The organism is Amycolatopsis sp. NPDC058278 (assembly GCF_042881395.1).
In the GTDB taxonomy this organism is placed as follows: domain Bacteria; phylum Actinomycetota; class Actinomycetes; order Mycobacteriales; family Pseudonocardiaceae; genus Amycolatopsis.
Map to the genome: position 1 here is coordinate 1 of NZ_JBHVXZ010000144.1, position 22,815 is coordinate 22,815.

The following is a 22,815-nucleotide window of genomic DNA, read 5'->3' on the forward strand; positions in this document are numbered from 1 at the left end:
GGCTGGGTTCCCCCGGGGCTGCTTAGCGGCCCCCCCCCCTGGGTTGGGGGGGGGGCGCGGGGGGGGGGCCGGGGCCTTTGGGGGGGGGGGGTACGCCCCGGCCCCACCACGCTCTGCCGGGCGACGCGAGGTGGCGCCGCGTGCCCGGCTGGTCCGAAATGGCCTACCCGGCGGGCCGTGTCCGGGTTTGTCCCGATTGGACCGTCCAGGGCGGGGTGCCGCACTGCGGGCGCCAAGTACCGAGGTGCACCCACTGCCGGCCCCAGGCGTGGGACATCAACACCGTGGGTCGCCGGCACTGCGGACAGGTCTGCGGCGCCGAGTCGATGGACACCTCGTCCTCCTCCGGGCGGTGAATGGTCGCGGGGAAGAGGATCGTCCGAACGGGACGGGAGCGGACCGGGGAAACTACCCGGATGGCTACGCGGGTGACCCGGGCTGCCCCACCAGCCACGAAGCCACCTGGGTGCGCGAGGTGAGGCCGAGCTTCACCAGGATGTTCTCGACGTGCCCTTCCACGGTCCGTCCGCTGAGGACCAGGGCGGCCGCGATCTCCTTGTTGCTCATCCCGCGCGCCACCAGCTCGGCGATCTCCCGCTGCCGCCGGGTCAGCCCGCCGGGCTCGGCCGCCTTGGCCGCCACCCGGGTGGCGGGCCGTTCCCGCAGCGCGTACCGGATCACCTCGTCGAGGCCGAAGCCGGCCGCCTCGGCGAACGCCGTGTCGAAGGCGTCGTCCCCGAGCGCCTTGCGGGCCGAAGCGGCGCACTGCTCGTCGACACCCTGGTAGGGACTCATCTCGCCGACGCGGGCGCCGCTGAGCCGCCAGACCGCGCCGGCGCCGCCGAGCAGCCGGGCCGCCCGGCCGTGCTCGCCTTCGGCGGAGTGGCACCACGCGAGCGCCTCGATGAGGAACGCGAGCAGCGTCCGGTCGGGCAGCCGCAGGGCGATGGCCTCGTGCAGCAGATCGGCGGCCTGCCGCGCTTCTCCGGCCCGCCAGCGGTGGATCGCGACGGCCCACAACGCGTAGCCCCGGGACCAGCGCGCGCCGTGCCGGTCGGTCAGGGTGAGCGCCTCCTCCGCGGCGGCCGCGCCCCGCGGATCGCCGAGGAAGAAGCGCGCGGCGGCCAGCAGGATCAGGGTGTCGAACACCAGCAGCGCGTCACCGGCCGTGCGGTACCCGGCCAGCGCCCGCTCCAGCAGTTCTTCACCGCCGGTCAGGTCACCGGTGAAGAACGTGGCCATGCCGGCACACTCCGCGTGGCCGGCCCGGAGCCGTTCGTCGTCGAACTCCTCGGCGAGCTCGCCCAGCTCCGCCAGCAGTTCCGCGTGCGGTGCGCCGGTCTGGATCGCGAGGAACGCCATCGCGTACAGCGCCCTGGCCCGGACCAGGGTGTGCTCGCCGCACTGCTCGAGACCGCGGCGCAGGTACCCGCAGCCCTCCGGCACCAGGCCGCCGCCGAACCAGAAGTTCCACAGCGAAGCGGCGATGTCCAGCGCCTGGTTCGCCCGCCCGGACCCGGACAGGCAGTGTTCCAGCACGGCCCGGAGGTTGGCGTGCTCGCGGCGGAGCCGGCCGAGCCACTCCGACTGCCGCGGGCCGAACCCCTCGGTCCGGTAGCGCCGTGCGAGGTCCGCGTAGTACCCGGCCAGCCGGGCCCGCACGCCGGCCTCGTCGCCCTCGGCCAGCCGGGCGCCGCCGTATTCGCGGACGGTCTCCAGCATCCGGTACCAGGCGTGCCGCCCGAACGTGCCGTTCTGCCGGCTGAGGACCGATTTGTCCACCAGGCCGGTCACGACGTCCAGCGCGCTGCCGCCGTCCTGCGCGGGCGCGCAGACCTGCTCGGCGGCGTCGAGGTCGAATCCGCCGGGGAACACCGACGCCTGCGCCCACAGCTGCTGTTCCGCGGGGGTGCACAGCTCGAAACTCCAGTCGATCGCCGCTTCCAGGGTCCGGCGGCGGGGCTGCACGGTGGCGGGACGCGAAGTGAGCAGGCCGAGCCGGTCGTCGAGCCGCTCGAGGACCTGGTCGACCGCCAGCACGCGCACGCGGACGGCGGCCAGTTCGATGGCCAGCGGGATGCCCTCCAGTCGCCGGCAGATCCGGCTCACCGTCGCGCGGTTGTCCGGGGTGAGCTCGAAGCCGGGGCAGACGGCCGCCGCCCGATCGGCGAACAGCGTGACCGCTTCGACCGGGCCGCCGCCGGTGTCCTCGTCGCCGGGGACGGGCAGCGGCTCGACGTGCAGCAGGTGCTCGCCCTCCACGTGCAGCGTGTGCCGGCTGGTGGCGACGACCCGGAGCCCGCCGGAGACCGCGAGCAGTTTCGCGACCAGCGTCGCGCACTCGTCGGCGACCTGCTCGCAGTTGTCGAGCACCAGCAGCAGCTGCTTGTCCTCGAGGTACTCGGCGAGCCCGGCGGCCTGGTCGCTCGTGCCGCGCAGGCCGAACGCCGTCGCCACGGTGTTCGGCACCAGGTGCGCATCACCGACGTCGGCCAGCTCGACCAGCCACACGCCGTCCGGGAAGGCCCGCCGCACGTCGGCGGCGACCCGCAGCGCCAGCCGCGTCTTGCCGACGCCACCGGCGCCGGTCAGCGTGACCAGCCTGGCCGTGGACAGCAGGCGTTTGGCTTCCCCGAGCTCATGGCGCCGGCCGACGAAGCTGGTCAGCTCGGCCGGCAGGTTGCCGGCGCTTCGGCGGGAACGGGCACCCATGCGCAGAGTCTAGGACGGCACCGCCGTGTGGGGCCCGACATCGCCGTGTCGTCCTTTCAATCACGCGTGATGGCTCTCTGATCACACGAGATGCCCTCAGGCGAACTTCGTCGTAGATATTGTTAACAATCTCATCGACGATTAGGGTGCCGGTATCGAGACCCGAAGCGACGAGGGACCACCTTGATCATCGACTGCCACGGCCACTACACCACCGCCCCGCCCGCGCTCGCGGCATGGCGCGACCGCCAGATCGCCGCGCTGGCCGGCTCCGGTGCCGCGCCCACCGCGGCCGACCTGCGGATCAGCGACGACGAACTGCGCGAGACGATCGAGCCGAACCAGCTGCGGCTGATGGACGAACGCGGCATCGACCTGACGGTCTTCTCGCCCCGCGCCTCCTTCATGGCCCACCACGTCGGCGGCTTCGAGACCTCGGCGGCGTGGGCGGCGATCTGCAACGAGCTCTGCCACCGCGTCAGCACGCTCTACCCGGAGCGGTTCGCGCCCGCCGCGATGCTCCCGCAGTCCCCGGGCGTCGACCCGGCCACCTGCGTCCCGGAGCTGACCCGCTGCGTCGAGGAGTACGGCGCCGTCGCGCTCAACCTCAACCCCGACCCGAGCGGCGGGCACTGGACGGCCCCGCCGCTCACCGACCGGTCGTGGTACCCGGTCTACGAGAAGATGGTGGAGTACGACGTCCCGGCGATGGTGCACGTCAGCACCAGCGTGAACCCGGCGTTCCACACCACCGGCGCGCACTACCTCAACGCCGACACGACCGCGTTCATGCAGCTCGTGCAGGGCGATCTGTTCACCGACTTCCCCACGCTGCGGCTGATCATCCCGCACGGCGGTGGCGCGGTGCCCTACCACTGGGGCCGGTTCCGCGGCCTGGCCATGGCGCTGGGCAAGCCGGAACTGGAGGAGCACGTGCTCGGCAACGTCTTCTTCGACACCTGCGTCTACCACCAGCCGGGCTCGGACCTGCTCTTCGACGTCATCCCGGCGCGCAACATCCTCTTCGCGTCGGAGATGATCGGCGCCGTCCGCAGCGTCGATCCGCGGACCGGGCACCACTTCGACGACACCCGCCGGTACGCCGAAGCCGCCCGGTTGTCCGAAGAGGACTGGGCGGCCATCCGGGAGCACAACGCCCGGGCCGTCTACCCGCGGCTGGACGCGCTGCTGAAGGGGCAGGGCCGGTGACCGCGGCCAGGACGCCCGGCTGGCTGGACTGGTGCGCCGCACCGTCCACACCGGACTTCCGGTTGCCGCCCGGAGCGGTCGACGCCCACTGCCACGTGTTCGGCCCGCAGGCGGAGTTCCCCTTCGCACCCGGGCGCAAGTACACCCCGTGCGACGCGGGCAAGGACGCCCTGTTCGCCCTGCGCGACCACCTCGGTGTCGCCCGGAACGTCATCGTGCAGGCCACCTGCCACGGCGCGGACAACTCCGCGATGGTCGACGCCGTCCGGGCCGCCGGCGGCCGGGCGCGCGGGGTCGCGACCGTCCGGCCCGACGTCGGTGCCGCCGAACTGCGGGCGCTGCACGCGGCGGGGGTGCGGGGGGTGCGGTTCAACTTCGTCAAGCGGCTGGTCGACGTCTCGCCCCGCGAAGACCTGAGCGCGATCGCGAAGAAGATCGCCCCGCTCGGCTGGCACATCGTGCTCTACTTCGAGGCCGCCGACCTGCCCGAACTCGAAACCTTCTTCGGCGGCTTGCCCGCCCCGCTGGTGATCGACCACCTGGGCCGCCCCGACGTGACCCAGCCGGTCGACGGCCCGGAATTCCGCCGGTTCCTGGACTTCGCCGGGACGAACGACGTCTGGGTGAAGGTGAGCTGCCCCGAGCGGCTCACCGTGACCGGGCCCCCGGCGCTGCACGGCGAACGCCACGCCTACACCGACGTCGTGCCGTTCGCCCGCCGCGTCGTCGAGGAGTTCCCGGACCGGGTGCTGTGGGGCACCGACTGGCCGCACCCGAACCTGAAGCACCACATGCCCGACGACGGCCTGCTCGTCGACCACGTCCCGCACCTCGCGGACACCCCGGACGCGCAACGGAAGCTGCTCGTCGACAACCCGATGCGCCTCTACTGGCCCGGCGAAACCGCCTGAACCCCCGAAGGGCATGCAATGCAGCACGCCAACGCGCTCAACCGGCTGAACCGCCTGCCGATTTCCCGGTTCCACAAGGTCACCCTGTTCGCCGTCTCGTTCGCCTACTTCTTCGAGTTCGCCGACATCAACAGCTTCGCCACCACCGCGCCCAAGCTGATCAAGCTCTGGGGCGTCACGGTCAACCAGGTCGCGTACGTGACCTCGCTGTCGTTCGTCGGCATGTTCTTCGGCTCGGTCATCGCGAGCACGATCGCCGACCGCTGGGGCCGGAAGAACGCGCTCGTGCTGACGACCGTCTGGTTCGGCGTCTTCTCGTTCGCGGCGGTGTTTTCGTGGGACATCGTGTCGCTGGGCGTGTTCCGGGTCCTGACCTCGGCGGGCCTGTCGGCGATGACCGTGGTCGCGGTGATCTACGTCAACGAGCTGTACCCGGCGGCCAACCGCGGCAAGTACCAGGCCTACGCGATCGTCATCGGCATCTGCGGCACGCCGGTGACGAACCTGATCGCCAGCGTCGTGGTCCCGCTCGGCGACTGGGCCTGGCGGCTGGTCTACCTGTGGGGCGCGCTCGGGGTCCTGCTCGTGCTGTTCACCCGGCGGCTCAAGGAGTCGCCCCGCTGGTACGAAAGCCGCGGCGAGCACACCCGGGCCGACGCGGTGCTGCGGGAGATCGAGGCGCAGGTCGCGGCCGAGAAGGGCCCGCTGCCGGAGCCGGCGCCACCGGTGGGGGAGGCCGCGGTGGCGAAGGCGCCGCTGCGGCTGTTGCTGCGCAAGAAGTACCTGCTGCCGACGCTGCTGCTCACCGTGCTGTGGGTGACGCAGACGATCGGGTTCTTCGGCTACTCGAGCTGGGCGCCGACGCTGCTGGCCAAGGAGGGCTTCAGCGTCGAGAAGTCCGTGTTCTACGTGGCGCTCACGACGGTCGGCGCGCCGCTGGGCTCCTATCTGGCGGCCCTGGTCACCGACCGCTTCGAGCGCAAGTGGTGCCTGGTCGCGTTCGGCACCGTGATCGCGCTGTGCGGGCTGCTCTACGGGCTGACGTTCGACCCGGTCCTGATCGTGGTGTTCGGCTTCCTGGTCAACATGTTCGAGCGCGGCTACACAGCCCTCGGCTACGCGTATTCGCCGGAGCTGTTCGACACGCGCGGCCGGTCACTGGGCACGGGCGTGTCGTACGGCCTGGGCCGGCTGTCGAACGCGGCGGGCCCGCTCATCGTGGCCGGGCTGTACAACGGCAGCGGCTACCGGAGCGTGTTCTTCTTCATCGCGGGGACGTGGCTGGCCGGCGCGCTGGTCCTGGCGGCCTTCGGCCCGCGGACCCGGCAGGCGCGGCTCGGCCGCGTCACCTCGGCGCCGGCCGGCGCGTCACCGATCCGGTGAATCGGCGATGTGCGCCAGCTGGTCGCGGGCCGCGGCGGCGACGTCGGCCCGCACGCCGAGTTCGCCGAGCATCTCGGTGGCGGCCGCCATCTCGGCGGTCCGGCGGACGGCGTGCCGGTACGAGCCGCCGACCAGCCGGTCCACTGTGGACGTGTCCGCGGCGGTGAGCTCGGCGACGACGATCCTCCGCAGCCAGTCTTCGCAGCCGGCGGCGCGGGCGGCGTGCAGCGCCTCGACCACGGCGGCGGACATCCCCTTGAAGAAGACGCTGCGCAGCAGCTTGCGTTCGGCGGCGAGCCCGGCCTCGCCGGCCATCGTCTCGACGGCCGCGCCGAGCGGGTTCAGCGTCGCGGCGAGCACGTCGGCGGCGGGCCCGGTGGCCAGCATCGGCACCCGCAGCCCGCGGCCGGGGACCGGGGCCATGATCGCCACGTCGGCGAAGGGGACCCGGTGCTCGGCGGCGAGGGCGGCGAGTTCGCGTTTGGCGCCGGGCGAAGCGGTGTTCAGGTCGGCCCAGGCGGCCCCCTCGCGCAGCCCGGCCAGCCCGGCTTCGAACGCCCGCAGGGCGGCCGACGCGCTGTTGACGCTCAGGACCAGGTCGGCGCCCCGCACGGCGTCGGCTTCCGAGCCGGTGCGCACGACGCCTCCGGTGGCGGGCACCGCCGGGTCGTAGCCGCGCACGGCGGCGCCGGCGGCCACCAGGTCGCGGGCCAGTGCGCCGCCCGCTTCGCCCAGGCCGAGTACGGCGATGGTTCCGGTCATAGCAAAATCCTCCTCGCCAGCTACGATCGAGTACACGATGTGCTCGACAAAATTGTCAACAAACGGAGCCGAGGCTATGACGGAGAGTGCGCCGGACCGGCAGCCGGGGGAGCGGTCGGCGGTGGCGGCGATCCGCGACGCCATCGTCCGGGGCGAGTTCGTGCCCAACCAGCGGCTGGTCGAGGCGGACCTGTCGGACCGGTTCGGGGCGAGCCGGGCGACGGTCCGGGCGGCGCTGATCGAGCTCACCAACGAAGGGCTCATCGAACGGGTCCAGAACCGCGGCGCCCGGGTGCGCGCGGTGTCGCTCGAGGAGGCTGTCGAGATCTCCGAAGTGCGCATGATGCTGGAGTCGCTGTGCGCGGCGAAGGCGGCGGAGCGCGTTTCGGACGCCGAGGTGGGCGAGCTGCGCGAACTGGGCGAGCGGATGCAGGCGGCCGTGGCGGGCGGGGACGTCGTCGGGTACTCGGGTCTCAACCAGCGGCTGCACCGCCGCATCCGCGAGATCAGCGGCCAGCGGACGGCGGCCCAGGTGCTGGAACGGCTTCGCGGGCAGAGCGTCCGGCACCAGTTCCGGCTGGCGATGCGCCCGGGACGGCCGCAGGTCTCGCTCCCGGAGCACCTGGCGATCATCGACGCGATCTGCGCCCACCGGCCGGAGCAGGCGGCCGAGGCGGCTCGGGCCCATCTGGGCAGTGTGATCGAGGCGTTGAAGGCGGCGGACGCCGAGGTCTCCCCGCTCCACTCCTGACCGGCGGCGATCGAGGCTGTCGCAGCTTGTGCGCCAATATTGTTGACAATTTCGTCAACCGGATCGTACGGTGATGGTATGAACCCCGTCATCGTCACCGATCCGCCGCGCGCCGACCTCGACCAGGTGACGCGGCTGGCCGGCTACGGCGTCGCCACCGTGCACGAGGCTCTCGGCCGCTCCGGCCTGCTTTCCGCCGGCCTCCGGCCGATCCAGGACGGCGCCCGCGTCGGCGGCACCGCCGTCACCGCCTTGTGCTGGCCCGGGGACAACCTGATGATCCACGCCGCCGTCGAGCAGTGCCGGGAAGGCGACCTCCTGGTCGTCACCACCACCTCACCGTGCCGGGACGGCCTCTTCGGCGAGCTCTTCGCCACCGCGCTGCGCCGCCGCGGGGTGCGCGGGCTGGTCACCACCACCGGCGTCCGCGACGTCGCCGAACTGCGCGCGCTCGGCTTTCCCGTCTGGTCGGCCGCGGTGAGCGCGCAGGGCACCGTCAAGGCGACCGCGGGTGCGGTCAACGTCCCCGTCGTCGCCGGCGGGCAGCTCGTCCGCCCCGGTGACGCCGTGCTGGCCGACGACGACGGCGTCCTGTGCGTCCGCCGCGAAGATGTCCGAAGTGGACTCGGCAAAGCGCAAGCCAGGCTGGAAAAGGAAGCCGCCGCCCGGGACGCCTTCGCGAACGGCCAGCTCGGCCTGGACCGCTACGGCCTGCGCGAAAAACTCGGCGCCCTCGGCGTCCGGTACCTGACGGCCGAGGAGTACGCGAAGGAGCAGGCATGACCGGCGTGCGCTGCATGCTCATGCGCGGGGGGACGTCGAAGGGCGCCTACTTCCTCGCCGAAGACCTCCCCGCCGACCCCGCCGCCCGCGACGACCTGCTGCTGCGGATCATGGGCACCCCCGACCCGCGCCAGATCGACGGCCTCGGCGGCGCCCAGCCGGTCACCAGCAAGGTCGCCGTCGTCTCGGCGGCCACCGACGCCGGCCACGACGTCGACTACCTGTTCCTGCAGCTCGGCGTGGAGGAACCCACCGTCTCCGACCGCCAGACGTGCGGCAACCTCCTCGCCGGCGTCGGGCAGTTCGCCGTCGAACGCGGGCTCGTCCCCGCCGGGCCGGAGCGCACCACCGTCCGCGTGCGGCTGCTCAACACCGGATCCATCGCGATCGCGACCTTCGCCACCCCCGGCGGCGAAGTCGACTACCGCGGCGGCACGGCCATCTCCGGCGTGCCCGGCACCGCCGCCCCGGTCGAGCTCGACTTCACCGGCACCGAAGGATCCGTGTGCGGCAGCCTGCTGCCCACCGGCCGCGTCCGCGACGACGTCGGCGGCATCGAAGTGTCCTGTGTGGACAACGGGATGCCGGTCGTCGTGGCCCGTGCCCGCGACCTCGGCGTCACCGGGTACGAACCGGTCGAAGAGCTCGCCGCCGACACCGCGCTCGCCCGGCGGATCGACGCCCTGCGCACCGAAGCGGGGAAGCTGATGGGGCTCGGCGACGTCGGCGGCAGCTCGGTGCCGAAGACCACGCTGGTCGCCGCGCCGCGTGCCGGCGGCGCGGTCTGCACCCGCACGTTCATCCCGGTCAAGCCGCACCCGTCGATCGGGGTGCTCGGCGCGGTGAGCGTCGTGACGGCGCTGCTGCTCGACGGCGCCGCCGGCCGCGAACTGCTCGTCGCCCCACCCGGCGGCGAGCCCATCGAAGTCGAGCATCCCAGCGGAAAGCTCGCGATCGGCGTCGAGTTCGACACGACGGTCACCCCGCCCCGGATCCGCCGGTCCACAGTGGTCCGCACGGCCCGGAAGCTGTTCGACGGCACGGTTTTCCCTCGTTCCTGAGGGGCCTGCACTGCTTTCGAGTGGCGCCGGCGCGGCCGTTCATCGCGACTGCCAGCGGAAGAATCCGGCGCCTTGGGCGTAGGCGAGGTGCCCGCCGAGCGCGCCGCCGGCGCTCGTCACGGCCAGGCCGAGCGCACCCAGCACCCGGCCGCGGGCCACCCGCCCGCGCGTGCGGGCGGCGTAGGACGCGCCGAAGAGGGCGATCGCGGCCGCGTTGGCCGTGGCGTGCGCAAGACCGACCCGGCGCTGCCGTTCGTCGAGGTCGGCGTAGTCGAACAGGCCCAGGAGCACCGCCGCGGGTGCGGCCAGCAGGCCGGTCGCGACCAGCCGGCGGGCGGCCTCTTCCTGGCCGGGCAGCAGGTCGAACACGGCCGAGCACAGCCACGCGCCGATCGGCACGGTGACGGCGAGAGGGTGCAGCGGATGGCCCAGCCAGCGCCCGCGCAACAGCCGCCCGGGAACACTCGTGGCGGCCCGGCGCAGCCGGTAGGCGAGGGCGGTGGCCGGAACATCGAGCGCTTCGGCATCCTCGACAGCCATCAGCACCCGATGCGGCGGGGCAGGGGTCTCAACACGATCGGCTCTCTGCATGCCGTCCCGGCTACCCCACCGGGCGCGGTCCAACCGCCTTCGCGCGACGTGGTCGAGCGGGCGGTCCCGCGGGCGCCGTCTCGCCCCCGCGCGGCCGCCGCCGCGGCGCCGCCTCGACTCGCACCGCCTCGCCTCCGCGTCGCCTCGCCCCCCCAGCGGCCGCCGCCTCGCCGCCTTCGCCGAATTTGTTCGACCGGCGGCCCGACCGACGGCGGCCCGGCCACCTTTGCCGGCTTTGGTCCTGCCGAGCCGCGGCGTGGTCCCACCCCCGCGCGGCGTGGTCCGACCAGGGAGACCCGCGCCGCCGCGCGGCGTGGTCGCGCCGTGTTCGCCGGGGTGTTTGGCGGCGGCCCGACCACCTTTGCCGGGTGCGGTTCGACCAGGCGGCCCAGTGCGCCGCACTCGTGGCTCGGCGGGCCGCCCACCCCAGCCACCGCAGCCACCCCCGTCGCCCGCAGACCCGTCGCCGTTGATGGTGGGTCGCTCTCCCACGCGCTACCGTGAGCGTCTTGGGCAACGCTCTGCGTGACACAGTGTGCCGGCCTCGGGGGTGGGGGGATGGGTGCGACGCGGTCCGCGTTCGCGATTCGCGGCTTCCGGCTGCTCTGGCTGGCGGCCCTGCTGTCGGTGGCCGGTGACCAGCTGGCCCGGGTCGCCTTGTCGATACTCGTCTTCCAGCGCACCGGTTCCGCCGCGCTGAGCGCGGCGACCTACGCCCTGTCGATGCTTCCCGCCCTCGTGTCCGGCGCGCTGCTGTCGTGGCTGGCCGACCGGTACCCGCGGCGCCGCGTGATGGTGGCCTGCGATGTGATCCGGGCGGTGCTGGTGGCGGTGATGGCCGTGCCCGCCGTGCCCTTGGCGCTGATGGCCGTGCTGCTCGTGCTGGTGCAGCTGGCCGAAGCGCCCTTCTCGGCCGCCCAAGGCGCCGTCCTGCCCGAGCTGCTGGGCAGCCGGTACGAGGCGGGACAGGCGGTTCAGCAGGTCACCACGCAGCTGTGCCTGGTACTCGGCTTCGCCGCGGCCGCGTTCGTGGTCACCGGGGTCGGCGCGCACGCCGCCTTGGCCGTCGACGCCGCCACGTTCGCCGCTTCCGCCGTGCTGATCCGCGCCGGCCTGGGCCGGCACCTGCCGCCCGCCGCCACGGAACGCGAGGCGACGTGGTGGCGCCGGATCGCCGCCGGTGCGGTTGCGGTGAGCAAGGACCGCACCCTGGGCACGCTGGTGTGGCTGGGCTGGCTGGCGTTGTTCACCGTCGTCCCCGAGGGGCTCGCGGTCCCGTTCGCCCAGCAGGCCGGGGTGGGCGGCGAATGGATCGGGGTGCTGCTCGCCGCGGAACCGGGCGGCGCGGTCGTCGGTGCGCTGCTGCTGCGGCGGGTCGCCCGGCCGGTGCGGGTGCGGGCACTGGGCGTGCTGGCGGTCGGGACGGCGGCACCGCTGGTGGCCTTCTGGGGCCGGCCGGCCCTGGGCACGGCCCTGGCGCTGCTGTTCGTCTCCGGGCTGTGCTCGGCCTACCAGGTCACCGCGGGCGCGACGTTCGTCCAGCTGTCCCCGCCGCGGGTGCGCGGGCGGACCCTCGGGTTCGCGCGGACCGGCATGATCGCCGGGCAGGGGCTCGGGATCGTGGCCGGCGGCGTCCTCGCCCAGCTGGTCGGGCCGGCGGCGGCGATCGCCTGGGCGGGGACCGCGGGAGCGCTCGTCGCGCTCGCCGCGGCCGCGGCCTGGGCGCGCCGCAGTCCGGACGCCGTGTCGGCCGCGCTCCCGGCCGAGGCCTGATTCGTCACCAGCCTTTGTCGCTCATCGCGGGCTCCTTCCCGGTGGCAGGGGAGTGGGACTCGGTCGCGGTGGTTCACCAGCCCTTGTCGCTCATCGGCTCGCCTTTCCGTGCGGGTTCCTGCCGGATACCCCGGAATGGTCTCAGCCGCCCGGTCGGGTCGCGATGGCAGGAAACACCTGACATCCGGCCGTGACGCGACTACCCTGGGCAATCGGGGCATCACCGGCGCGGGGGAGGCGCTGCGATGGGGGCAGCTGCGATGGGGGAAAGCGTGGTCACCGGCGGGGGCCGGTCGCCATCGGGGTGGAAGCTGTGGTCGTTGCCGGGGCGGGTGCGGTTCCTCGTCCTGGGCGTGGACCTGCTGGCGCTCGGCGTGCTGGCGCTCGCCGCCCGTGCGGCACCGACACCGGAGCAGTGGGTGACGGCGGGCTGGCTCGCGGCGGCGGCCCTGCCGCACCTGCACGCCTCCCACCTCATCGAACGGCGGCGGCGCGACCGCGCGGGCACGCCGTACGTCGACCTCTGCAGCGTCTGGATCTTCGCCGGGGCGATCGCGGTGCCCCTGGTGCTCGAACTGGTACTGGTGGCGGTGATCTACGCCCACCGCTGGGCGCTGGTCAACCGGTTCGACGCGGTCCGGCCGCCGCACCGCACCGTCTACACCGCCGCCACGCTCGCGCTGGCCGCGGCCGCCGCGGCCGCCGTGCTGCGCTCGAGCGGCGTCCACGAGCACCTCGCCGGCGGCGCGCGGCCCGGCTGGGCCGACCTGGCCGCCGTGGTCGCCGCGGCGGCGGTGCAGTGGGCGGTCAACACCGGGCTCGTCGGCACGGTCATCGCCTGGACGGTCACCGTCGAGCACCCGCGCCGGCTGATCGGCAGCGCGTCGGACAACCTGCTGGAGGTCAGCCAGCTCGCGCTGGGCGTGTTCGTCGCGCTCGCCCTGCTCTGGTGGCCGCCGGCCGCGCTGCTGATGATCATCCCGACGTTCGCGCTGCACCAGTGCGTCCAGCTCGACCAGCTCAAGCTCGCCGCCCGCACCGACCAGCGCACCGGGCTGCTCAACGCGATCGCCTGGCACGAACAGGCCGAGCACGCGATCGGGCGCACCCGCGGCCGGACCGGGGTGCTGATGATCGACCTCGACTGGTTCAAGCGCATCAACGACACCCACGGCCACCCGGTCGGCGACGACGTCCTCGCCGAGGTGGCCACCGTGCTCACCCGGACCGTCCGGCGCGGGGACACGGTCGGCCGGTACGGCGGCGAGGAGTTCGCGGTCCTGCTGCCGGACGTCGACGAAGCCGAGGTCCGCGCGATCGCCGAGCGGATCCGCCTCCGGATCCGGGGGCTGCGCATCACCGCGCCGACGGGCGAGGCGGTGACGCTGTCGGCGACGATCGGCGCGGCACTGGACCCGTCGGAGCCGGGAACCGGCCTGGACGAGATGATCCGCGCGGCCGACGACGCGCTGTACGCGGGCAAGAAGGCGGGCCGCGACAGGGTGGCGGTCGCCGGCTGCTGACCCCCGCTCAGCTCGTCTCGCGCACTTCCAGGTGGTGCGGCGCGACGATCGACCGCGGGGGTTCCGGCTCGGCCGCCTGCCGCGCCAGGCGGTCCAGGGCGAGTTCGGCGATGCGGTCCTTGTCCGGCGACACGGTCGTGAGGGCCGGCACGCTGTAGCGGCCGTCTTCGATGTCGTCGAACCCCACCAGGGCCAGGGATTCCGGCACCGCGACACCGCGGTCGGCGGCGGCTCGCACCGCGCCCAGCGCCAGTTCGTCGGTGAAGCAGAAGACGGCGTCGGGTGGCTGGGGCAGCGCCAGCAGGCCCAGCATCGCCCGGTGGCCGTCGGCCCGGTGCAGGCGCCGCACCGGTACCTCGAGCTCCGGCTCGGCCGGCAGGCCCGCCTCGGCCAGTGCCTGCCGGTAACCGGCGAGCCGCTGCCGCGCGGTCGCGTTCAGCGAGCGCGGCTGGATGCCGAGCGCCGCGACGCGGCGGCGGCCCGAGGCCAGCAGGTGCCGGGTGGCCTCGCGGGCGGCCGCGACGTTGTCGATGGCGACGTGGTCGACGCCGGCGGTGCCGTCGTGCTCGCCGAGCAGCACCAGCGGGACGGTGTCGGTGCGCGCGGCCAGCTCCGCGGGGGCCACCGCCCACGGGCTGAACAGGACGCCGTCGACCAGCTGGCTGCGCCGGCCGTGCAGCAGTTCCTTCTCGCGCTCGGCGTCCCCGTCGGTCTGGTCGATGAGCACGGTCAGGCCCCGGGCACCGGCGATCCGGACCGTCCGCGCGGCGAGCTCGGCGAAGTACGGCGAGTCGATCTCGGGGATCACCAGCGCCACCAGGCCGGTCCGGCCGCGCCGCAGGGTGCGCGCGGCCAGGTTGGGCCGGTAACCGAGCGCGTCGATGCTCGCCTGCACGCGTTCCCGGGTCGCCGGGGCCACGTACCGGAACCCGTTGACGACGTTCGACACCGTGCGCACCGAGACACCGGCGTGCTCGGCCACGTCACGCAGTTTCGGGTTCACCGGCGCAGCGTACCTCTTGCAACGTGGCATGCCACGTTGCAAACTGAGCTGCCACGCCGTCGTGCTCGACAGGAGGCCCGGATGACCGCGCACCACGCCGCCCCCGCTCCGCTGCGCGCCGCCGAACTCGCGGCGCTGACCGGGCGCCTCGACGCGGACGGCATCATCGGCCTGCCCGGGGCGTTCTCCCGCCACTGGGTGCGGCAGCTCGGCGAAGACATCGACACGGCGTTCGCCGAGGCCCGCGCCCGTCCGGGCGGCGCCGTCGGCCGCGGCCCGAACCGCTTCTACGTCGAGATCCACCCGGAGCAGCTGCGCGGGTTCGCCGAACTGGCCGGCCACCCGTGGATCACGGCCGTCGCCGAGGCGGTGCTGGGACCGGCCTACCGGATCGTCGAGGTGGGCTTCGACGTCCCGCTCGAAGGCGCGGTGGACCAGCCGTGGCACCGGGACTTCCCGATGCCCGCCGAAACCGCGCGCGAGGGGCGGCTGACGTCGCTGGCGGTGAACGTGACCGCCGTCGACACCGAGCCGGACATGGGGCCGTTCGAGATCGCGCCCGGCACGCACCGCGACGCCGGCAGCGCGTTCGACCACGGCATGTTCCCGCCGCGGGAGGCCTGGCCGCGCTACCGGGAACTCGCGGTCCGCAAGTTCCCGCGGATGGGCGACATTTCGATCCGGTCGGCGCTCACGGTCCACCGCGGCACCGCGAACCACTCGGCGAAGGCCCGCCCGGTCCTGGTGCTGGGCCTCGACGCGCCGGGAGCGGGCAACGACGCCCGCCACGACACGGCGGTGACCCGGGAGTTCCGGGCGGCGCTGCCGGAAGCCGTGCGCGCCCACCTGCACTGCCCGGTCGTCGACGTCCTGCGGCCGATCACCCAGAAGCACACGATCGAGGGGCTCGTGATGGGGGCTTGAGGTTTGGCGGTCCCGGACGCGGGCACCTGATGGCCATGGTTGATGCGGGAATCACCGAAATGACGGGCCGGGCCGGCGTCGTCGCGGCGCTGCGCCGCGTGCTGCTCGCCTTCGGGGTCGGCGGTGCGCTGGCGTGCCTCGCCTGGATGGCGTTGTGGCTGGCCATGCACGTCTGATGTCTTCAGGCTCCGGCCCGGCGGGGTGCGCCGTGGCCGGAGCCCGATCTCACTGGCAGGCTTCGCAGTCCGGGTCGTCGATGCGGCAGGCGGCACCGTCGGTGAGCGGGAAGTCGAAGTCCTCCAGCTCGGGCACGGCGACGGACTCTTCCGGAGTGGTGGTGGCGGACATGGCCCTCCCTTGTGGACGAACGGGTTCTCCTGGTTGTAGCGCCGAAGATCGCCGCGCATTCCGTGACGCGCGCCACACCGGCGCGGCCGCGGCCGCCGGGTGCGGCCGGATCGCCGGGGACGCCCGCCCGGCCAGGTGATCTTCGGAACCGCCGTCGGCGCGGGCGCCGCGACTGCGTTACCGTCGCGGGCGGTGCGTCGGGGGAAGGCGGCAGATGACGATCCACCACGCGGACGGCCCGGTGCGCAACCGGGGACGCCGGGCCCACCGGCCCGATCCGGACGGCGGCCCGGTCTCGGCGTTCGCGCACGCGTTGCTGGTGCTCAAAGAGACGGCGGGCGATCCGTCCTACGACCGGATGCGCACCGAATTCGGGGCGGTGGCTTCGAAATCGGCGCTGGCGGCCGCCGCGCGCGGGCTGCAGCTGCCCAGCTGGGAAACCACCTGGGAGTTCGTGCGGCCCCTGGCCGTCACCGTGCTCGGCGAAGACGAAGAGCAGACCCGGCGCGAGTGGCGGGCCCGCTGGACCGCCGCCCGGCAGGACGGTGGCGACGGTGACGGGGCGGCCGAGCCGGAGGGCGCGTCCCGGCCGGGGCGCCACGGGTGGCTGCTGGTCGCCGCGGTCGTGGTCGTGGTGGCGGCGGGCGTCGTGGTCGCCGTGAGCTGGCCGCGGTCCGGCGGCGGGGAGCCTTCGCTGCCGATCGAAGGCGACGCCTCCAGCCTGGTCGCCGACGTCACGTACCCGGACGGCAGCCGGGTCCCGGTGAACCAGCGGTTCGTCAAGACGTGGCGGTTGCGCAACGCCGGCACGGTCGCGTGGCACGGCCGGTTCCTGCAGCGCCTGCCCCCGCTCGAGGGCCTGGACGTCTGCCACACCGATCCGCGCGTGCCGCTGCCCGACGCCGAGCCCGGCGCGGACGTGACGGTCAGCGTGCCGGTCCAGGCCCGCGGCACGCCGGGCCCGTGCCAGGTGTTCTGGAAGATGGTCGACTCCGGCGGGCGGCTTTACCTGCCGCAGTCGAGCGGCATCTACTTCCTGGTCGAAGTGACCGGCTGAGCCCGGCCCCGCGGGGTCCGCGGGGCCGGGGCGCTCGTCGGCCGGCTCAGCCGGATCAGATGAAGTAGTCGACGTTGGCGATGAGGCTGGTGCCCATGCCCTTCACCCGGACCTCGAGGTTCGACGCGGTGTTGGCGGGCCACTTGACGGTCCCGACCCCGGACTTCCCGCACCCGATGCCCTGCCAGGCGTCGGGGTGGGCCGCCTTGCCCATCCGGGCCTCCACGCACGCGGCCTGGTTGGTGCCCGACTGCGTGTTCCACTCGACCCGCAGCTTCCCGCGCCAGCCGCTCGCCGGGCTGGTGTACGAACAGTGCTTGGACACCGGGCCCCACTTGGCCACCGCGCCGGTGGCCGTGCCGGAACACAGGGCGGACGTGCCGAGCGTGCCGGCTCCGGCCGGTGCGGCGGTCAGGCCCGCCGACAGGGTCGCCAGCGCGACGGCCGTCCCGACGACGGCGGCGGCGCGGCCGCGGGCCGGCTTGCTGCTCTTGGTGTGCATGGGAATGTCGCTTCCTTTCTCGACGACCGGCGGTCTCCGCCGGTGCCTCCGGAGGCTCGCAGCGCGCCGGGAATCGGGACAAGATGGCGAATGTCCGGGGAATGTCCGCGCACATCAGGACAATGTTTTGTGTCCGCGACGGCCGTCGTGGGTAGTCCCTTCCGAGACGATCACGGACCCGGCGAAAGGTGGCTCTTCGTGCCGCAGTGGGTGGAGGCGGGGCTGTGGGGCCTCGTCGGCGGGATCGCGCTGGTGCTCGGCGCCGCGGTGGCCTGGTGGGTGCGGGTGTCGCGGCGGGTCGTGGCCGGGATCATGGCCTTCGGGGCCGGCGTGCTCATCTCCGCGCTCTCGTTCGACCTCGTCGACGAAGCCCAGCGGTCCGGCGGGCTCGGGCCGACCGCGGGCGGCTTCCTCGGCGGCGCCGCCGTGTACGTCCTGATCAACGTGCTGCTGGCCCGGCGCGGTGCCTGGCACCGCAAGCGTTCCGGTGGGCAGCAACCGTCCGAACAGGACACCGCGGGCAGCGGGGCCGCCATTGCCGTCGGTGCCCTGCTCGACGGCATCCCGGAGTCCGTCGTGCTCGGCGTGTCGCTGCTCGGTGGCGGGGGCATCGGGGTCACCGTGCTCGCCGCCGTGTTCATTTCGAACGTCCCCGAAGGCCTGTCCAGCGCCGCCGGCATGAAGACCGCCGGTCGCGGGGCGCGGTACGTCTTCGGCGTCTGGAGCGCCATCGCGGTCGCCAGCGGGGTGGCGGCGCTGGCCGGCAACCTCCTGCTGCGGACGGCGTCCCCTGCGACCGTCGCCGCCATCACGGCGGTGGCCGCGGGGGCGATCCTCGCCATGATCGCCGACACCATGATCCCCGAGGCGTTCGAACGCACCGAGCTCTACACCGGCCTGCTCGCCACCATCGGCTTCCTCACCGCGTTCGTCATCGGGCACGCCGGCTGAGGGCGACCGCGACCACGACACCCGCCGCGGTGAACAACGCGGTGGCCAGGGGGCTCAGGAACTTCGAGAGGCTCGGCGCGTTGCCCGGCCCGGCCAGCCACGCCGTCAGCGCGCCGGCGTAGACCGCGGCGAGGGCGGCGGCCCACCGGCGGTGCACCCGCCGCCGCAGCGAACCGATCAGCACGACGGCGATCGGCACGCCGGACAGCAGCGCAAACTGGCCGGCCACCAGGACCGGGACGGCCCAGGCCGCGACGAGAACGGCCTTCGAGGTGCGGGGCGGGGCGGTGACAGTCATCGTCTTCTCCATCTCGGGAACGAAGCTCAACGGGCTTCGGCGGTGGTCTTGAGATCGGCGAGCCAGGCGTCGAGCCCGGCGGCCAGATAGCGGATGGCGGTGGCGGGATCGGTCTCGATCTGCTCGCCCGCCCAGCTCTCCTCGGTGCGGACGAGCACGCCGCCCCGGACCGGCGTGAACGTCCAGACGTGCACGCCGCGGTCGATGCGCAGCCCGTCGCCGATCGCCGGGCCGGTCCAGCGGACGCACCGGCCCGGCTGCAGCTGCCCGACCGTCGAGGTGATGACCAGGGTGGTCGCCGGGGTCGTGGGGGTGGGCGGCGCCGGCGTGGTCCAGCGGAACCGCGAACCCGGCCGCAGCGGCCCGGGGTCGAGCCGCCGCGCGCTGGTGACGGCCGGCTGCCAGGCGGGCCAGCCCCCGACGTCGGTGTGCAGCTTCCAGACCGCGGCGGCCGGCGCCTTGATCAGCGTCTCGGTCCGGTAGTGGAGTTGGGCGGCCGGATCGATGCCCACCCCGCGGCAGCTCACCGCCGTCGCCGGGGTGGCTCCGGCCGAGGCGGCGGTGCCCACCAGTCCCGCGGCGACCGAGAACGTGAGGAGTGCCGAGCGGAGCCGGGTGCCGATCATGGTGTCCTCCGGGTGGTTAGTCCCTGTTCGAATAGTTAGAAGCTATAACCAACTTGCCGTGAGTGTCAATAGGAAAAGTGATAGCCTCTAACAGTGATGAGCGAGAGCCCGCGAGAGCGCTATCGAGCCCAGGTGCGCGAGGAGATCAAGCGCCACGCGTGGGAGCAGATCGCCGAGGCCGGGGTGCCCGCGCTGTCGCTCAACGCGATCGCGAAGCAGGTGGGCATGAGCGGCCCGGCGCTGTACCGGTACTTCGCGAGCCGGGACGAGCTGATCACCGCGCTGATCCGGGACGCCTACCGCAGCCTCGCCGACACCGTCCGCGCCGCGCGCGACGCCGGGGCCGGCCTGCCCGGACTGGCGAGCACCATCCGCGACTGGGCACGCGCCGACCCGCAGCGGTACTTCCTCATCTACGGCACGCCCGTGCCCGGCTACCACGCGCCGGGCGACACGACCGCGATCTCGTTCGAGGTCATGGCGGTGCTGATCGAAGCCTGCGCCGACGAGCCGGACGACCAGCCGCCGACGCCGTTCGACGCGCACCTCGCGACGCACCGCGAGTGGGCGGGCGGCCACCCCGCGCCCGCCGCGGCCCTGCACCGCGCGCTGTCCTTCTGGATCCGCCTGCACGGCGTGCTGTCACTGGAGCTGGCGGGCCACTTCGCCGGCATGAAGTTCGACCCGGACCTGCTGATCACCGAGGAACTGGCCGCCCTGCGGGCGCGCTGACTCAGCCGGTCTGTTCGCGGATCCAGTCCGCCACGACGTCGACCCGGGCGATCGTCTCGGCGCCGGGCTGTGGGCACGGCGGCCCGGTGTTGACGATGGCCACCAGGGTCCCGGTGCGGTCGTCGTCCGACACGAAGAACGGGCCGCCCGAGTCCTCGGGGCACGGGCCGTTTTCGACCGTGCGCTTGCCGACCGGCTGGGCCTCCAGGGTCGCCTGGCCGATGCCCGACACCGTGAACCGCCCGCGTTTGAGGTGGTCGGACGGGCCGAGCACGGTCGCCGAGAGCGAACCCCAGCCGGCGAACTGGAGCTGCTTGCCGACCGACGGCCGGCTCGTCGCCAGCGCCACCGGGACGATGTCGTCGATCGGGCGGCCGAGCTTGGCCACCGCCAGGTCGTTCACCGGCGACTGCCGGACGTCGACGACCTCGGTCGTGTACCCGCCGGGATCGGTGTCCTTCAGGCGTCCGACGGTGACGGTCATCGTGTACGGCGGCCGCCCGCCGATCCGGACGTCCTTCAGGTCGTGGAAGCAGTGCCCGGCGGTGACCACCCACTGCGGCGCGACCAGCGCCCCGCTGCAGGCGCCGTTGCGCACCCCGCCGCCCGGGACGGGGATGTCATCGGACGTCAGCTTCGCGTTGAACGGGAGGGTCGGGTTCGGGGCCGGCCGGGAGGACGTGGTCACCGGCGCCGGGGCCGGCGCCGCGGCCGCGGTGTCGGGCAGGCTGTGCCCGCCGGCCGCCGCGGCCAGGATCGGGCCCGTGACCGTCACCCCGGTCACGGCGTGGGCGAACGCGAGGCCGGCTCCGGTCAGCACCGCGACCGCCACGGCTCGTGCCCGGAACTGCCGACGTCGATCCGAAGAGGTCCTCACACCTTTAATGCACGGGCGGGAGGCCCGAATGGTTGAGTGCCGGCGCCGGTCATCGGCTCCCGAACGCGTTCACGCCGGTCAGGCGACTCGAAAGCGCCCAGAGCCGGGCCGCCTCGCCGGGGTCGGTGGCGTGGGCGCGGACCCCGGAGACCATGTCGGAGCTCTCGGTCGGTTCGGCCACGTCGCAGTCCTCGCAGTACAGGCCGCCCAGCCCGGCGAGCTGGGGCGAGGTCGCCGCCCAGACCTGCGTCGCCGCGCCCTGCTCCGGCGTCTTGAACCCGGGGTCGGCGAGCCGGCCGTCCTCGTCGACCCAGCCGCGTTCCACCATTTCGGCGCGCGTCAGGTGCCGCAGCAGGGGGGTGAGGATCGCGCCGGGGTGCACCGAGAATGCACGGACGCCGGCCTCCCGGCCGAGCGCGTCGAGGTGGACGGCGAACAGAGCGTTGGCCGTCTTGGCCTGGGCATAGGCGACCCAGCGGTCGTAACCGCGTTCGAAGTGCGGGTCGGCCCAGCGGATCCCGGAGAGCTGGTGGCCAGCCGACGACACGGCGACGATCCGCGCGCCTGGCCGGACAGCCGGCCAGAGCCGGTTGACCAGGGCGTGGTGGCCCAGGTGGTTGACCGCGAAGTGGGCCTCCCAGCCGGGGCCGACGCGGGTACGCACCAGCACAAGATCGGCTCCGGCTTCGGTCACCGCACCACGGCGACGGAAGTCCTGCACGGCCGCGACCTCACCGGCAAGCTCGCCCTCGTCACCGGCGGGTATTCGGGCCTGGGCGCCGCCACCACCCGTGCCCTCGCCGCCGCCGGCGCCCACGTGGATCGGCCAGGTCGAGCTCGGCGACTTCGGCCGTGACCCCGAGCGCTTCGCGGGCTTCGGCGGGCCGCCGGGCCGGGACGATCCGGCGTGGAGCTGGGAATCGGGCAGGTGGCCGAGCGCACCGGCATGAGCGTGCACGCGCTGCGGTTGTACGAGCGGGAAGGCCTGCTGGCGGGTCCGGTCCGCCGCGACGCCGGCGGCCGCCGGGTCTACACCGAGTGGGACGTCGAGTGGCTGCTCTACTGCACGAAGTTCCGCGCGTCGGGCATGCCGCTGGCGACCATCCGGAAGTTCGCCGACCTGGTGCGCCGGGGTCCGGGAACCGAACCGGAGCGCCTGGAACTGTTGCAGGAGCACCAAAAGCAAGTGGAGACGCGGATCGCGGAGCTGAACGCGTGCCTCGACGTCATCACGGACAAAGTGCGGGTGTACTCCGAACACGTGGCCGACGGGAGTGCGGGCGCCCTCTGGAGCCACCCGGCCGCACCCTGAACCAGGCCAGGGCGGTTCCGCCGGCTCAGCGGCGGCGGGCCGGCTTCGTTGCCGTGATCGCCGGCCAGAGGACCGAGACGACCGCTTCGGGGATTTCGTCCCGGCTCTCGCCTCGGTAGAAGGCGGCGAAGTAGCTGCCGAAGCACAGCGTCGCGATGGTGTGCTTGTCGATGCCGCCGGCGACCTCGCCGCTCTCCTGCAGCTGGGAAAGCACGTTTTCGACGAGCGTGACCCGCGGTTCGACGGCGTGCTCCCGCAGGATGCCGAGCAGTTCGGGGGTGCGGATCGCTTCGCCGGCGAAGTTGCCCATGAGCACCATGGCGTCCGGGTTGAAGTACGCGGGATCGAGCCGCCGGACGGCTTCGGTGAACGCCTCCCGCGGTGCCATCTCGGTCAGGTCGACGGTGTAGGAGTCGCGCTGCTTGCGGAAGCCGTAGTCGAGCGCGTCGACCACGAGGTCGAACTTGGTGCGCCACCGCCGGTACAGCGTCGGGCGGCTGACCCCGGCGTCCGACGCGATGTCGCCGATCGTCATGAGCGAGTAGCCGTCGCGGACGAGGCGCTCGCGCGTCGCCAGGATGATGGCTTCGTCGAGCGCGGCGTCGCGGGGACGCCCGCCGGGGCGCGGCGCTTCCGGGTTCGTCTCGCGTGCTGACGCCATGGGGAGAGCCTAGGCGATCCGTTACGGCGCACGGTCGTAACGGACGGCTCGCCGGGACCCGGTGC

General features: G+C 73.5%; 25 protein-coding genes. 14 read left to right on the plus strand and 11 right to left on the minus strand.

Annotation, left to right across the window (positions count from 1 at the left end):
* Window positions 1-420: 420 nt before the first annotated feature.
* A complete protein-coding gene (locus ACFVYA_RS43010; protein WP_387053475.1) occupies window positions 421-2,712 on the minus strand; it encodes an ATP-binding protein in 2,292 nt (763 codons plus the stop codon).
* Window positions 2,713-2,895: 183 nt separating this feature from the next.
* Here ACFVYA_RS43010 and ACFVYA_RS43015 point away from each other — a divergent pair, with 183 nt between their 5' ends.
* The 3 genes from ACFVYA_RS43015 to ACFVYA_RS43025 are packed head-to-tail and all read left to right on the plus strand — an operon-like array spanning window position 2,896 to window position 6,215.
* Window positions 2,896-3,921 carry an amidohydrolase family protein gene (locus ACFVYA_RS43015; protein ID WP_387053477.1) on the plus strand — a complete coding sequence of 342 codons (1,026 nt, stop codon included), beginning with the start codon at window positions 2,896-2,898 and terminating at the stop codon, window positions 3,919-3,921.
* On the plus strand, window positions 3,918-4,832 hold the full coding sequence (locus tag ACFVYA_RS43020) for an amidohydrolase family protein (protein WP_387053479.1): 915 nt from the start codon (window positions 3,918-3,920) through the stop codon (window positions 4,830-4,832). The genes ACFVYA_RS43015 and ACFVYA_RS43020 overlap by 4 nt, the downstream gene beginning before the upstream one ends.
* Before the next feature lie 18 nt (window positions 4,833-4,850).
* On the plus strand, window positions 4,851-6,215 hold the full coding sequence (locus tag ACFVYA_RS43025; RefSeq protein ID WP_285990587.1) for an MFS transporter: 1,365 nt from the start codon (window positions 4,851-4,853) through the stop codon (window positions 6,213-6,215).
* Here ACFVYA_RS43025 and ACFVYA_RS43030 read toward each other — a convergent pair.
* Window positions 6,201-6,977: a DUF1932 domain-containing protein gene (locus ACFVYA_RS43030; RefSeq protein ID WP_387053481.1), complete on the minus strand. Its 777-nt coding sequence runs from the start codon at window positions 6,975-6,977 to the stop codon at window positions 6,201-6,203. The genes ACFVYA_RS43025 and ACFVYA_RS43030 overlap by 15 nt on opposite strands.
* 76 nt (window positions 6,978-7,053) lie before the next feature.
* Here ACFVYA_RS43030 and ACFVYA_RS43035 point away from each other — a divergent pair, with 76 nt between their 5' ends.
* From ACFVYA_RS43035 to ACFVYA_RS43045, 3 genes are all read left to right on the plus strand, one after another.
* On the plus strand, window positions 7,054-7,728 hold the full coding sequence (locus ACFVYA_RS43035; RefSeq protein WP_387053483.1) for a GntR family transcriptional regulator: 675 nt from the start codon (window positions 7,054-7,056) through the stop codon (window positions 7,726-7,728).
* Window positions 7,729-7,806: 78 nt separating this feature from the next.
* The gene (locus ACFVYA_RS43040; protein ID WP_387053485.1) at window positions 7,807-8,511 is read left to right on the plus strand and encodes a 4-carboxy-4-hydroxy-2-oxoadipate aldolase/oxaloacetate decarboxylase; all 705 of its coding nucleotides are present in this window, start codon (window positions 7,807-7,809) and stop codon (window positions 8,509-8,511) included.
* Complete coding sequence (locus tag ACFVYA_RS43045; protein WP_387053487.1) at window positions 8,508-9,572, plus strand: 4-oxalomesaconate tautomerase; 1,065 nt, start codon at window positions 8,508-8,510, stop codon at window positions 9,570-9,572. The genes ACFVYA_RS43040 and ACFVYA_RS43045 overlap by 4 nt, the downstream gene beginning before the upstream one ends.
* A 39-nt stretch (window positions 9,573-9,611) precedes the next feature.
* Here ACFVYA_RS43045 and ACFVYA_RS43050 read toward each other — a convergent pair whose 3' ends face one another.
* Complete coding sequence (locus tag ACFVYA_RS43050) at window positions 9,612-10,163, minus strand: DUF2231 domain-containing protein (RefSeq protein ID WP_387053489.1); 552 nt, start codon at window positions 10,161-10,163, stop codon at window positions 9,612-9,614.
* Window positions 10,164-10,721: 558 nt separating this feature from the next.
* On the opposite strand from ACFVYA_RS43050, the gene ACFVYA_RS43055 reads away from it, so the two are divergent.
* Both ACFVYA_RS43055 and ACFVYA_RS43060 read left to right on the plus strand, forming a co-directional pair.
* Window positions 10,722-11,936 (plus strand): MFS transporter, encoded by a 1,215-nt coding sequence (locus tag ACFVYA_RS43055; RefSeq protein WP_387053491.1) that lies wholly within the window; start codon window positions 10,722-10,724, stop codon window positions 11,934-11,936.
* A gap of 245 nt (window positions 11,937-12,181) precedes the next feature.
* Complete coding sequence (locus ACFVYA_RS43060) at window positions 12,182-13,459, plus strand: GGDEF domain-containing protein (RefSeq protein WP_387053493.1); 1,278 nt, start codon at window positions 12,182-12,184, stop codon at window positions 13,457-13,459.
* A gap of 7 nt (window positions 13,460-13,466) precedes the next feature.
* Here the strand turns inward: ACFVYA_RS43060 and ACFVYA_RS43065 are convergent, their stop codons facing one another.
* A complete protein-coding gene (locus ACFVYA_RS43065) occupies window positions 13,467-14,462 on the minus strand; it encodes a LacI family DNA-binding transcriptional regulator (protein ID WP_387053495.1) in 996 nt (331 codons plus the stop codon).
* Window positions 14,463-14,543: 81 nt separating this feature from the next.
* On the opposite strand from ACFVYA_RS43065, the gene ACFVYA_RS43070 reads away from it, so the two are divergent.
* The gene (locus ACFVYA_RS43070; RefSeq protein ID WP_387053497.1) at window positions 14,544-15,386 is read left to right on the plus strand and encodes a phytanoyl-CoA dioxygenase family protein; all 843 of its coding nucleotides are present in this window, start codon (window positions 14,544-14,546) and stop codon (window positions 15,384-15,386) included.
* Window positions 15,387-15,421: 35 nt separating this feature from the next.
* Window positions 15,422-15,562, plus strand: coding sequence for a hypothetical protein (locus ACFVYA_RS43075; protein WP_285990597.1), 141 nt, complete (start codon window positions 15,422-15,424; stop codon window positions 15,560-15,562).
* Window positions 15,563-15,611: 49 nt separating this feature from the next.
* Here ACFVYA_RS43075 and ACFVYA_RS43080 read toward each other — a convergent pair whose 3' ends face one another.
* Entirely contained in the window at window positions 15,612-15,734 is a 123-nt protein-coding gene (locus tag ACFVYA_RS43080) for a hypothetical protein (protein ID WP_255410490.1), read from the minus strand.
* 214 nt (window positions 15,735-15,948) lie between these two features.
* Here ACFVYA_RS43080 and ACFVYA_RS43085 point away from each other — a divergent pair, with 214 nt between their 5' ends.
* Window positions 15,949-16,791 (plus strand): NBR1-Ig-like domain-containing protein, encoded by an 843-nt coding sequence (locus tag ACFVYA_RS43085; protein WP_387053499.1) that lies wholly within the window; start codon window positions 15,949-15,951, stop codon window positions 16,789-16,791.
* Window positions 16,792-16,846: 55 nt separating this feature from the next.
* Here ACFVYA_RS43085 and ACFVYA_RS43090 read toward each other — a convergent pair whose 3' ends face one another.
* Entirely contained in the window at window positions 16,847-17,293 is a 447-nt protein-coding gene (locus tag ACFVYA_RS43090; RefSeq protein WP_285990599.1) for a hypothetical protein, read from the minus strand.
* A gap of 198 nt (window positions 17,294-17,491) precedes the next feature.
* On the opposite strand from ACFVYA_RS43090, the gene ACFVYA_RS43095 reads away from it, so the two are divergent.
* Window positions 17,492-18,244: a ZIP family metal transporter gene (locus ACFVYA_RS43095; RefSeq protein WP_387053501.1), complete on the plus strand. Its 753-nt coding sequence runs from the start codon at window positions 17,492-17,494 to the stop codon at window positions 18,242-18,244.
* Here the strand turns inward: ACFVYA_RS43095 and ACFVYA_RS43100 are convergent.
* Window positions 18,225-18,542: a hypothetical protein gene (locus ACFVYA_RS43100; RefSeq protein ID WP_387053503.1), complete on the minus strand. Its 318-nt coding sequence runs from the start codon at window positions 18,540-18,542 to the stop codon at window positions 18,225-18,227. The two genes, ACFVYA_RS43095 and ACFVYA_RS43100, sit on opposite strands and share 20 nt — an antisense overlap.
* A gap of 26 nt (window positions 18,543-18,568) precedes the next feature.
* Window positions 18,569-19,168, minus strand: a complete 600-nt coding sequence (locus ACFVYA_RS43105; RefSeq protein WP_387053505.1) for an SRPBCC family protein — start codon at window positions 19,166-19,168, stop codon at window positions 18,569-18,571.
* 96 nt (window positions 19,169-19,264) lie between these two features.
* Between ACFVYA_RS43105 and ACFVYA_RS43110 the strand changes: the two genes are divergently transcribed.
* Window positions 19,265-19,900 (plus strand): TetR/AcrR family transcriptional regulator, encoded by a 636-nt coding sequence (locus ACFVYA_RS43110; RefSeq protein WP_387053507.1) that lies wholly within the window; start codon window positions 19,265-19,267, stop codon window positions 19,898-19,900.
* A 1-nt stretch (window position 19,901) separates the two neighbouring features.
* Here the strand turns inward: ACFVYA_RS43110 and ACFVYA_RS43115 are convergent, their stop codons facing one another.
* Together ACFVYA_RS43115 and ACFVYA_RS43120 are read right to left on the minus strand one after the other, a co-directional pair.
* A complete protein-coding gene (locus ACFVYA_RS43115; protein ID WP_387053509.1) occupies window positions 19,902-20,777 on the minus strand; it encodes a S1 family peptidase in 876 nt (291 codons plus the stop codon).
* A 49-nt stretch (window positions 20,778-20,826) separates the two neighbouring features.
* Window positions 20,827-21,735, minus strand: a complete 909-nt coding sequence (locus ACFVYA_RS43120) for an oxidoreductase (protein WP_387053511.1) — start codon at window positions 21,733-21,735, stop codon at window positions 20,827-20,829.
* On the opposite strand from ACFVYA_RS43120, the gene ACFVYA_RS43125 reads away from it, so the two are divergent.
* Window positions 21,724-22,089 carry a MerR family transcriptional regulator gene (locus ACFVYA_RS43125; RefSeq protein WP_387053515.1) on the plus strand — a complete coding sequence of 122 codons (366 nt, stop codon included), beginning with the start codon at window positions 21,724-21,726 and terminating at the stop codon, window positions 22,087-22,089. The genes ACFVYA_RS43120 and ACFVYA_RS43125 overlap by 12 nt on opposite strands.
* A gap of 25 nt (window positions 22,090-22,114) precedes the next feature.
* Here ACFVYA_RS43125 and ACFVYA_RS43130 read toward each other — a convergent pair whose 3' ends face one another.
* On the minus strand, window positions 22,115-22,750 hold the full coding sequence (locus ACFVYA_RS43130) for a TetR/AcrR family transcriptional regulator (RefSeq protein ID WP_387053513.1): 636 nt from the start codon (window positions 22,748-22,750) through the stop codon (window positions 22,115-22,117).
* Window positions 22,751-22,815: the final 65 nt, after the last annotated feature.

What these genes read in the sequence shown, in the direction of transcription:
- ACFVYA_RS43010 (WP_387053475.1), bottom strand. Translation starts at nt 2,712, where the DNA reads ATGGGTGCCCGTTCCCGCCGAAGCGCCGGCAACCTGCCGGCCGAGCTG.
- ACFVYA_RS43025 (WP_285990587.1), top strand. Translation starts at nt 4,851, where the DNA reads ATGCAGCACGCCAACGCGCTCAACCGGCTGAACCGCCTGCCGATTTCC.
- ACFVYA_RS43030 (WP_387053481.1), bottom strand. Translation starts at nt 6,977, where the DNA reads ATGACCGGAACCATCGCCGTACTCGGCCTGGGCGAAGCGGGCGGCGCA.
- ACFVYA_RS43035 (WP_387053483.1), top strand. Translation starts at nt 7,054, where the DNA reads ATGACGGAGAGTGCGCCGGACCGGCAGCCGGGGGAGCGGTCGGCGGTG.
- ACFVYA_RS43040 (WP_387053485.1), top strand. Translation starts at nt 7,807, where the DNA reads ATGAACCCCGTCATCGTCACCGATCCGCCGCGCGCCGACCTCGACCAG.
- ACFVYA_RS43045 (WP_387053487.1), top strand. Translation starts at nt 8,508, where the DNA reads ATGACCGGCGTGCGCTGCATGCTCATGCGCGGGGGGACGTCGAAGGGC.
- ACFVYA_RS43050 (WP_387053489.1), bottom strand. Translation starts at nt 10,163, where the DNA reads ATGCAGAGAGCCGATCGTGTTGAGACCCCTGCCCCGCCGCATCGGGTG.
- ACFVYA_RS43055 (WP_387053491.1), top strand. Translation starts at nt 10,722, where the DNA reads ATGGGTGCGACGCGGTCCGCGTTCGCGATTCGCGGCTTCCGGCTGCTC.
- ACFVYA_RS43060 (WP_387053493.1), top strand. Translation starts at nt 12,182, where the DNA reads ATGGGGGCAGCTGCGATGGGGGAAAGCGTGGTCACCGGCGGGGGCCGG.
- ACFVYA_RS43070 (WP_387053497.1), top strand. Translation starts at nt 14,544, where the DNA reads ATGACCGCGCACCACGCCGCCCCCGCTCCGCTGCGCGCCGCCGAACTC.
- ACFVYA_RS43075 (WP_285990597.1), top strand. Translation starts at nt 15,422, where the DNA reads ATGGTTGATGCGGGAATCACCGAAATGACGGGCCGGGCCGGCGTCGTC.
- ACFVYA_RS43080 (WP_255410490.1), bottom strand. Translation starts at nt 15,734, where the DNA reads ATGTCCGCCACCACCACTCCGGAAGAGTCCGTCGCCGTGCCCGAGCTG.
- ACFVYA_RS43085 (WP_387053499.1), top strand. Translation starts at nt 15,949, where the DNA reads ATGACGATCCACCACGCGGACGGCCCGGTGCGCAACCGGGGACGCCGG.
- ACFVYA_RS43090 (WP_285990599.1), bottom strand. Translation starts at nt 17,293, where the DNA reads ATGCACACCAAGAGCAGCAAGCCGGCCCGCGGCCGCGCCGCCGCCGTC.
- ACFVYA_RS43100 (WP_387053503.1), bottom strand. Translation starts at nt 18,542, where the DNA reads ATGACTGTCACCGCCCCGCCCCGCACCTCGAAGGCCGTTCTCGTCGCG.
- ACFVYA_RS43105 (WP_387053505.1), bottom strand. Translation starts at nt 19,168, where the DNA reads ATGATCGGCACCCGGCTCCGCTCGGCACTCCTCACGTTCTCGGTCGCC.
- ACFVYA_RS43110 (WP_387053507.1), top strand. Translation starts at nt 19,265, where the DNA reads ATGAGCGAGAGCCCGCGAGAGCGCTATCGAGCCCAGGTGCGCGAGGAG.
- ACFVYA_RS43125 (WP_387053515.1), top strand. Translation starts at nt 21,724, where the DNA reads ATGAGCGTGCACGCGCTGCGGTTGTACGAGCGGGAAGGCCTGCTGGCG.
- ACFVYA_RS43130 (WP_387053513.1), bottom strand. Translation starts at nt 22,750, where the DNA reads ATGGCGTCAGCACGCGAGACGAACCCGGAAGCGCCGCGCCCCGGCGGG.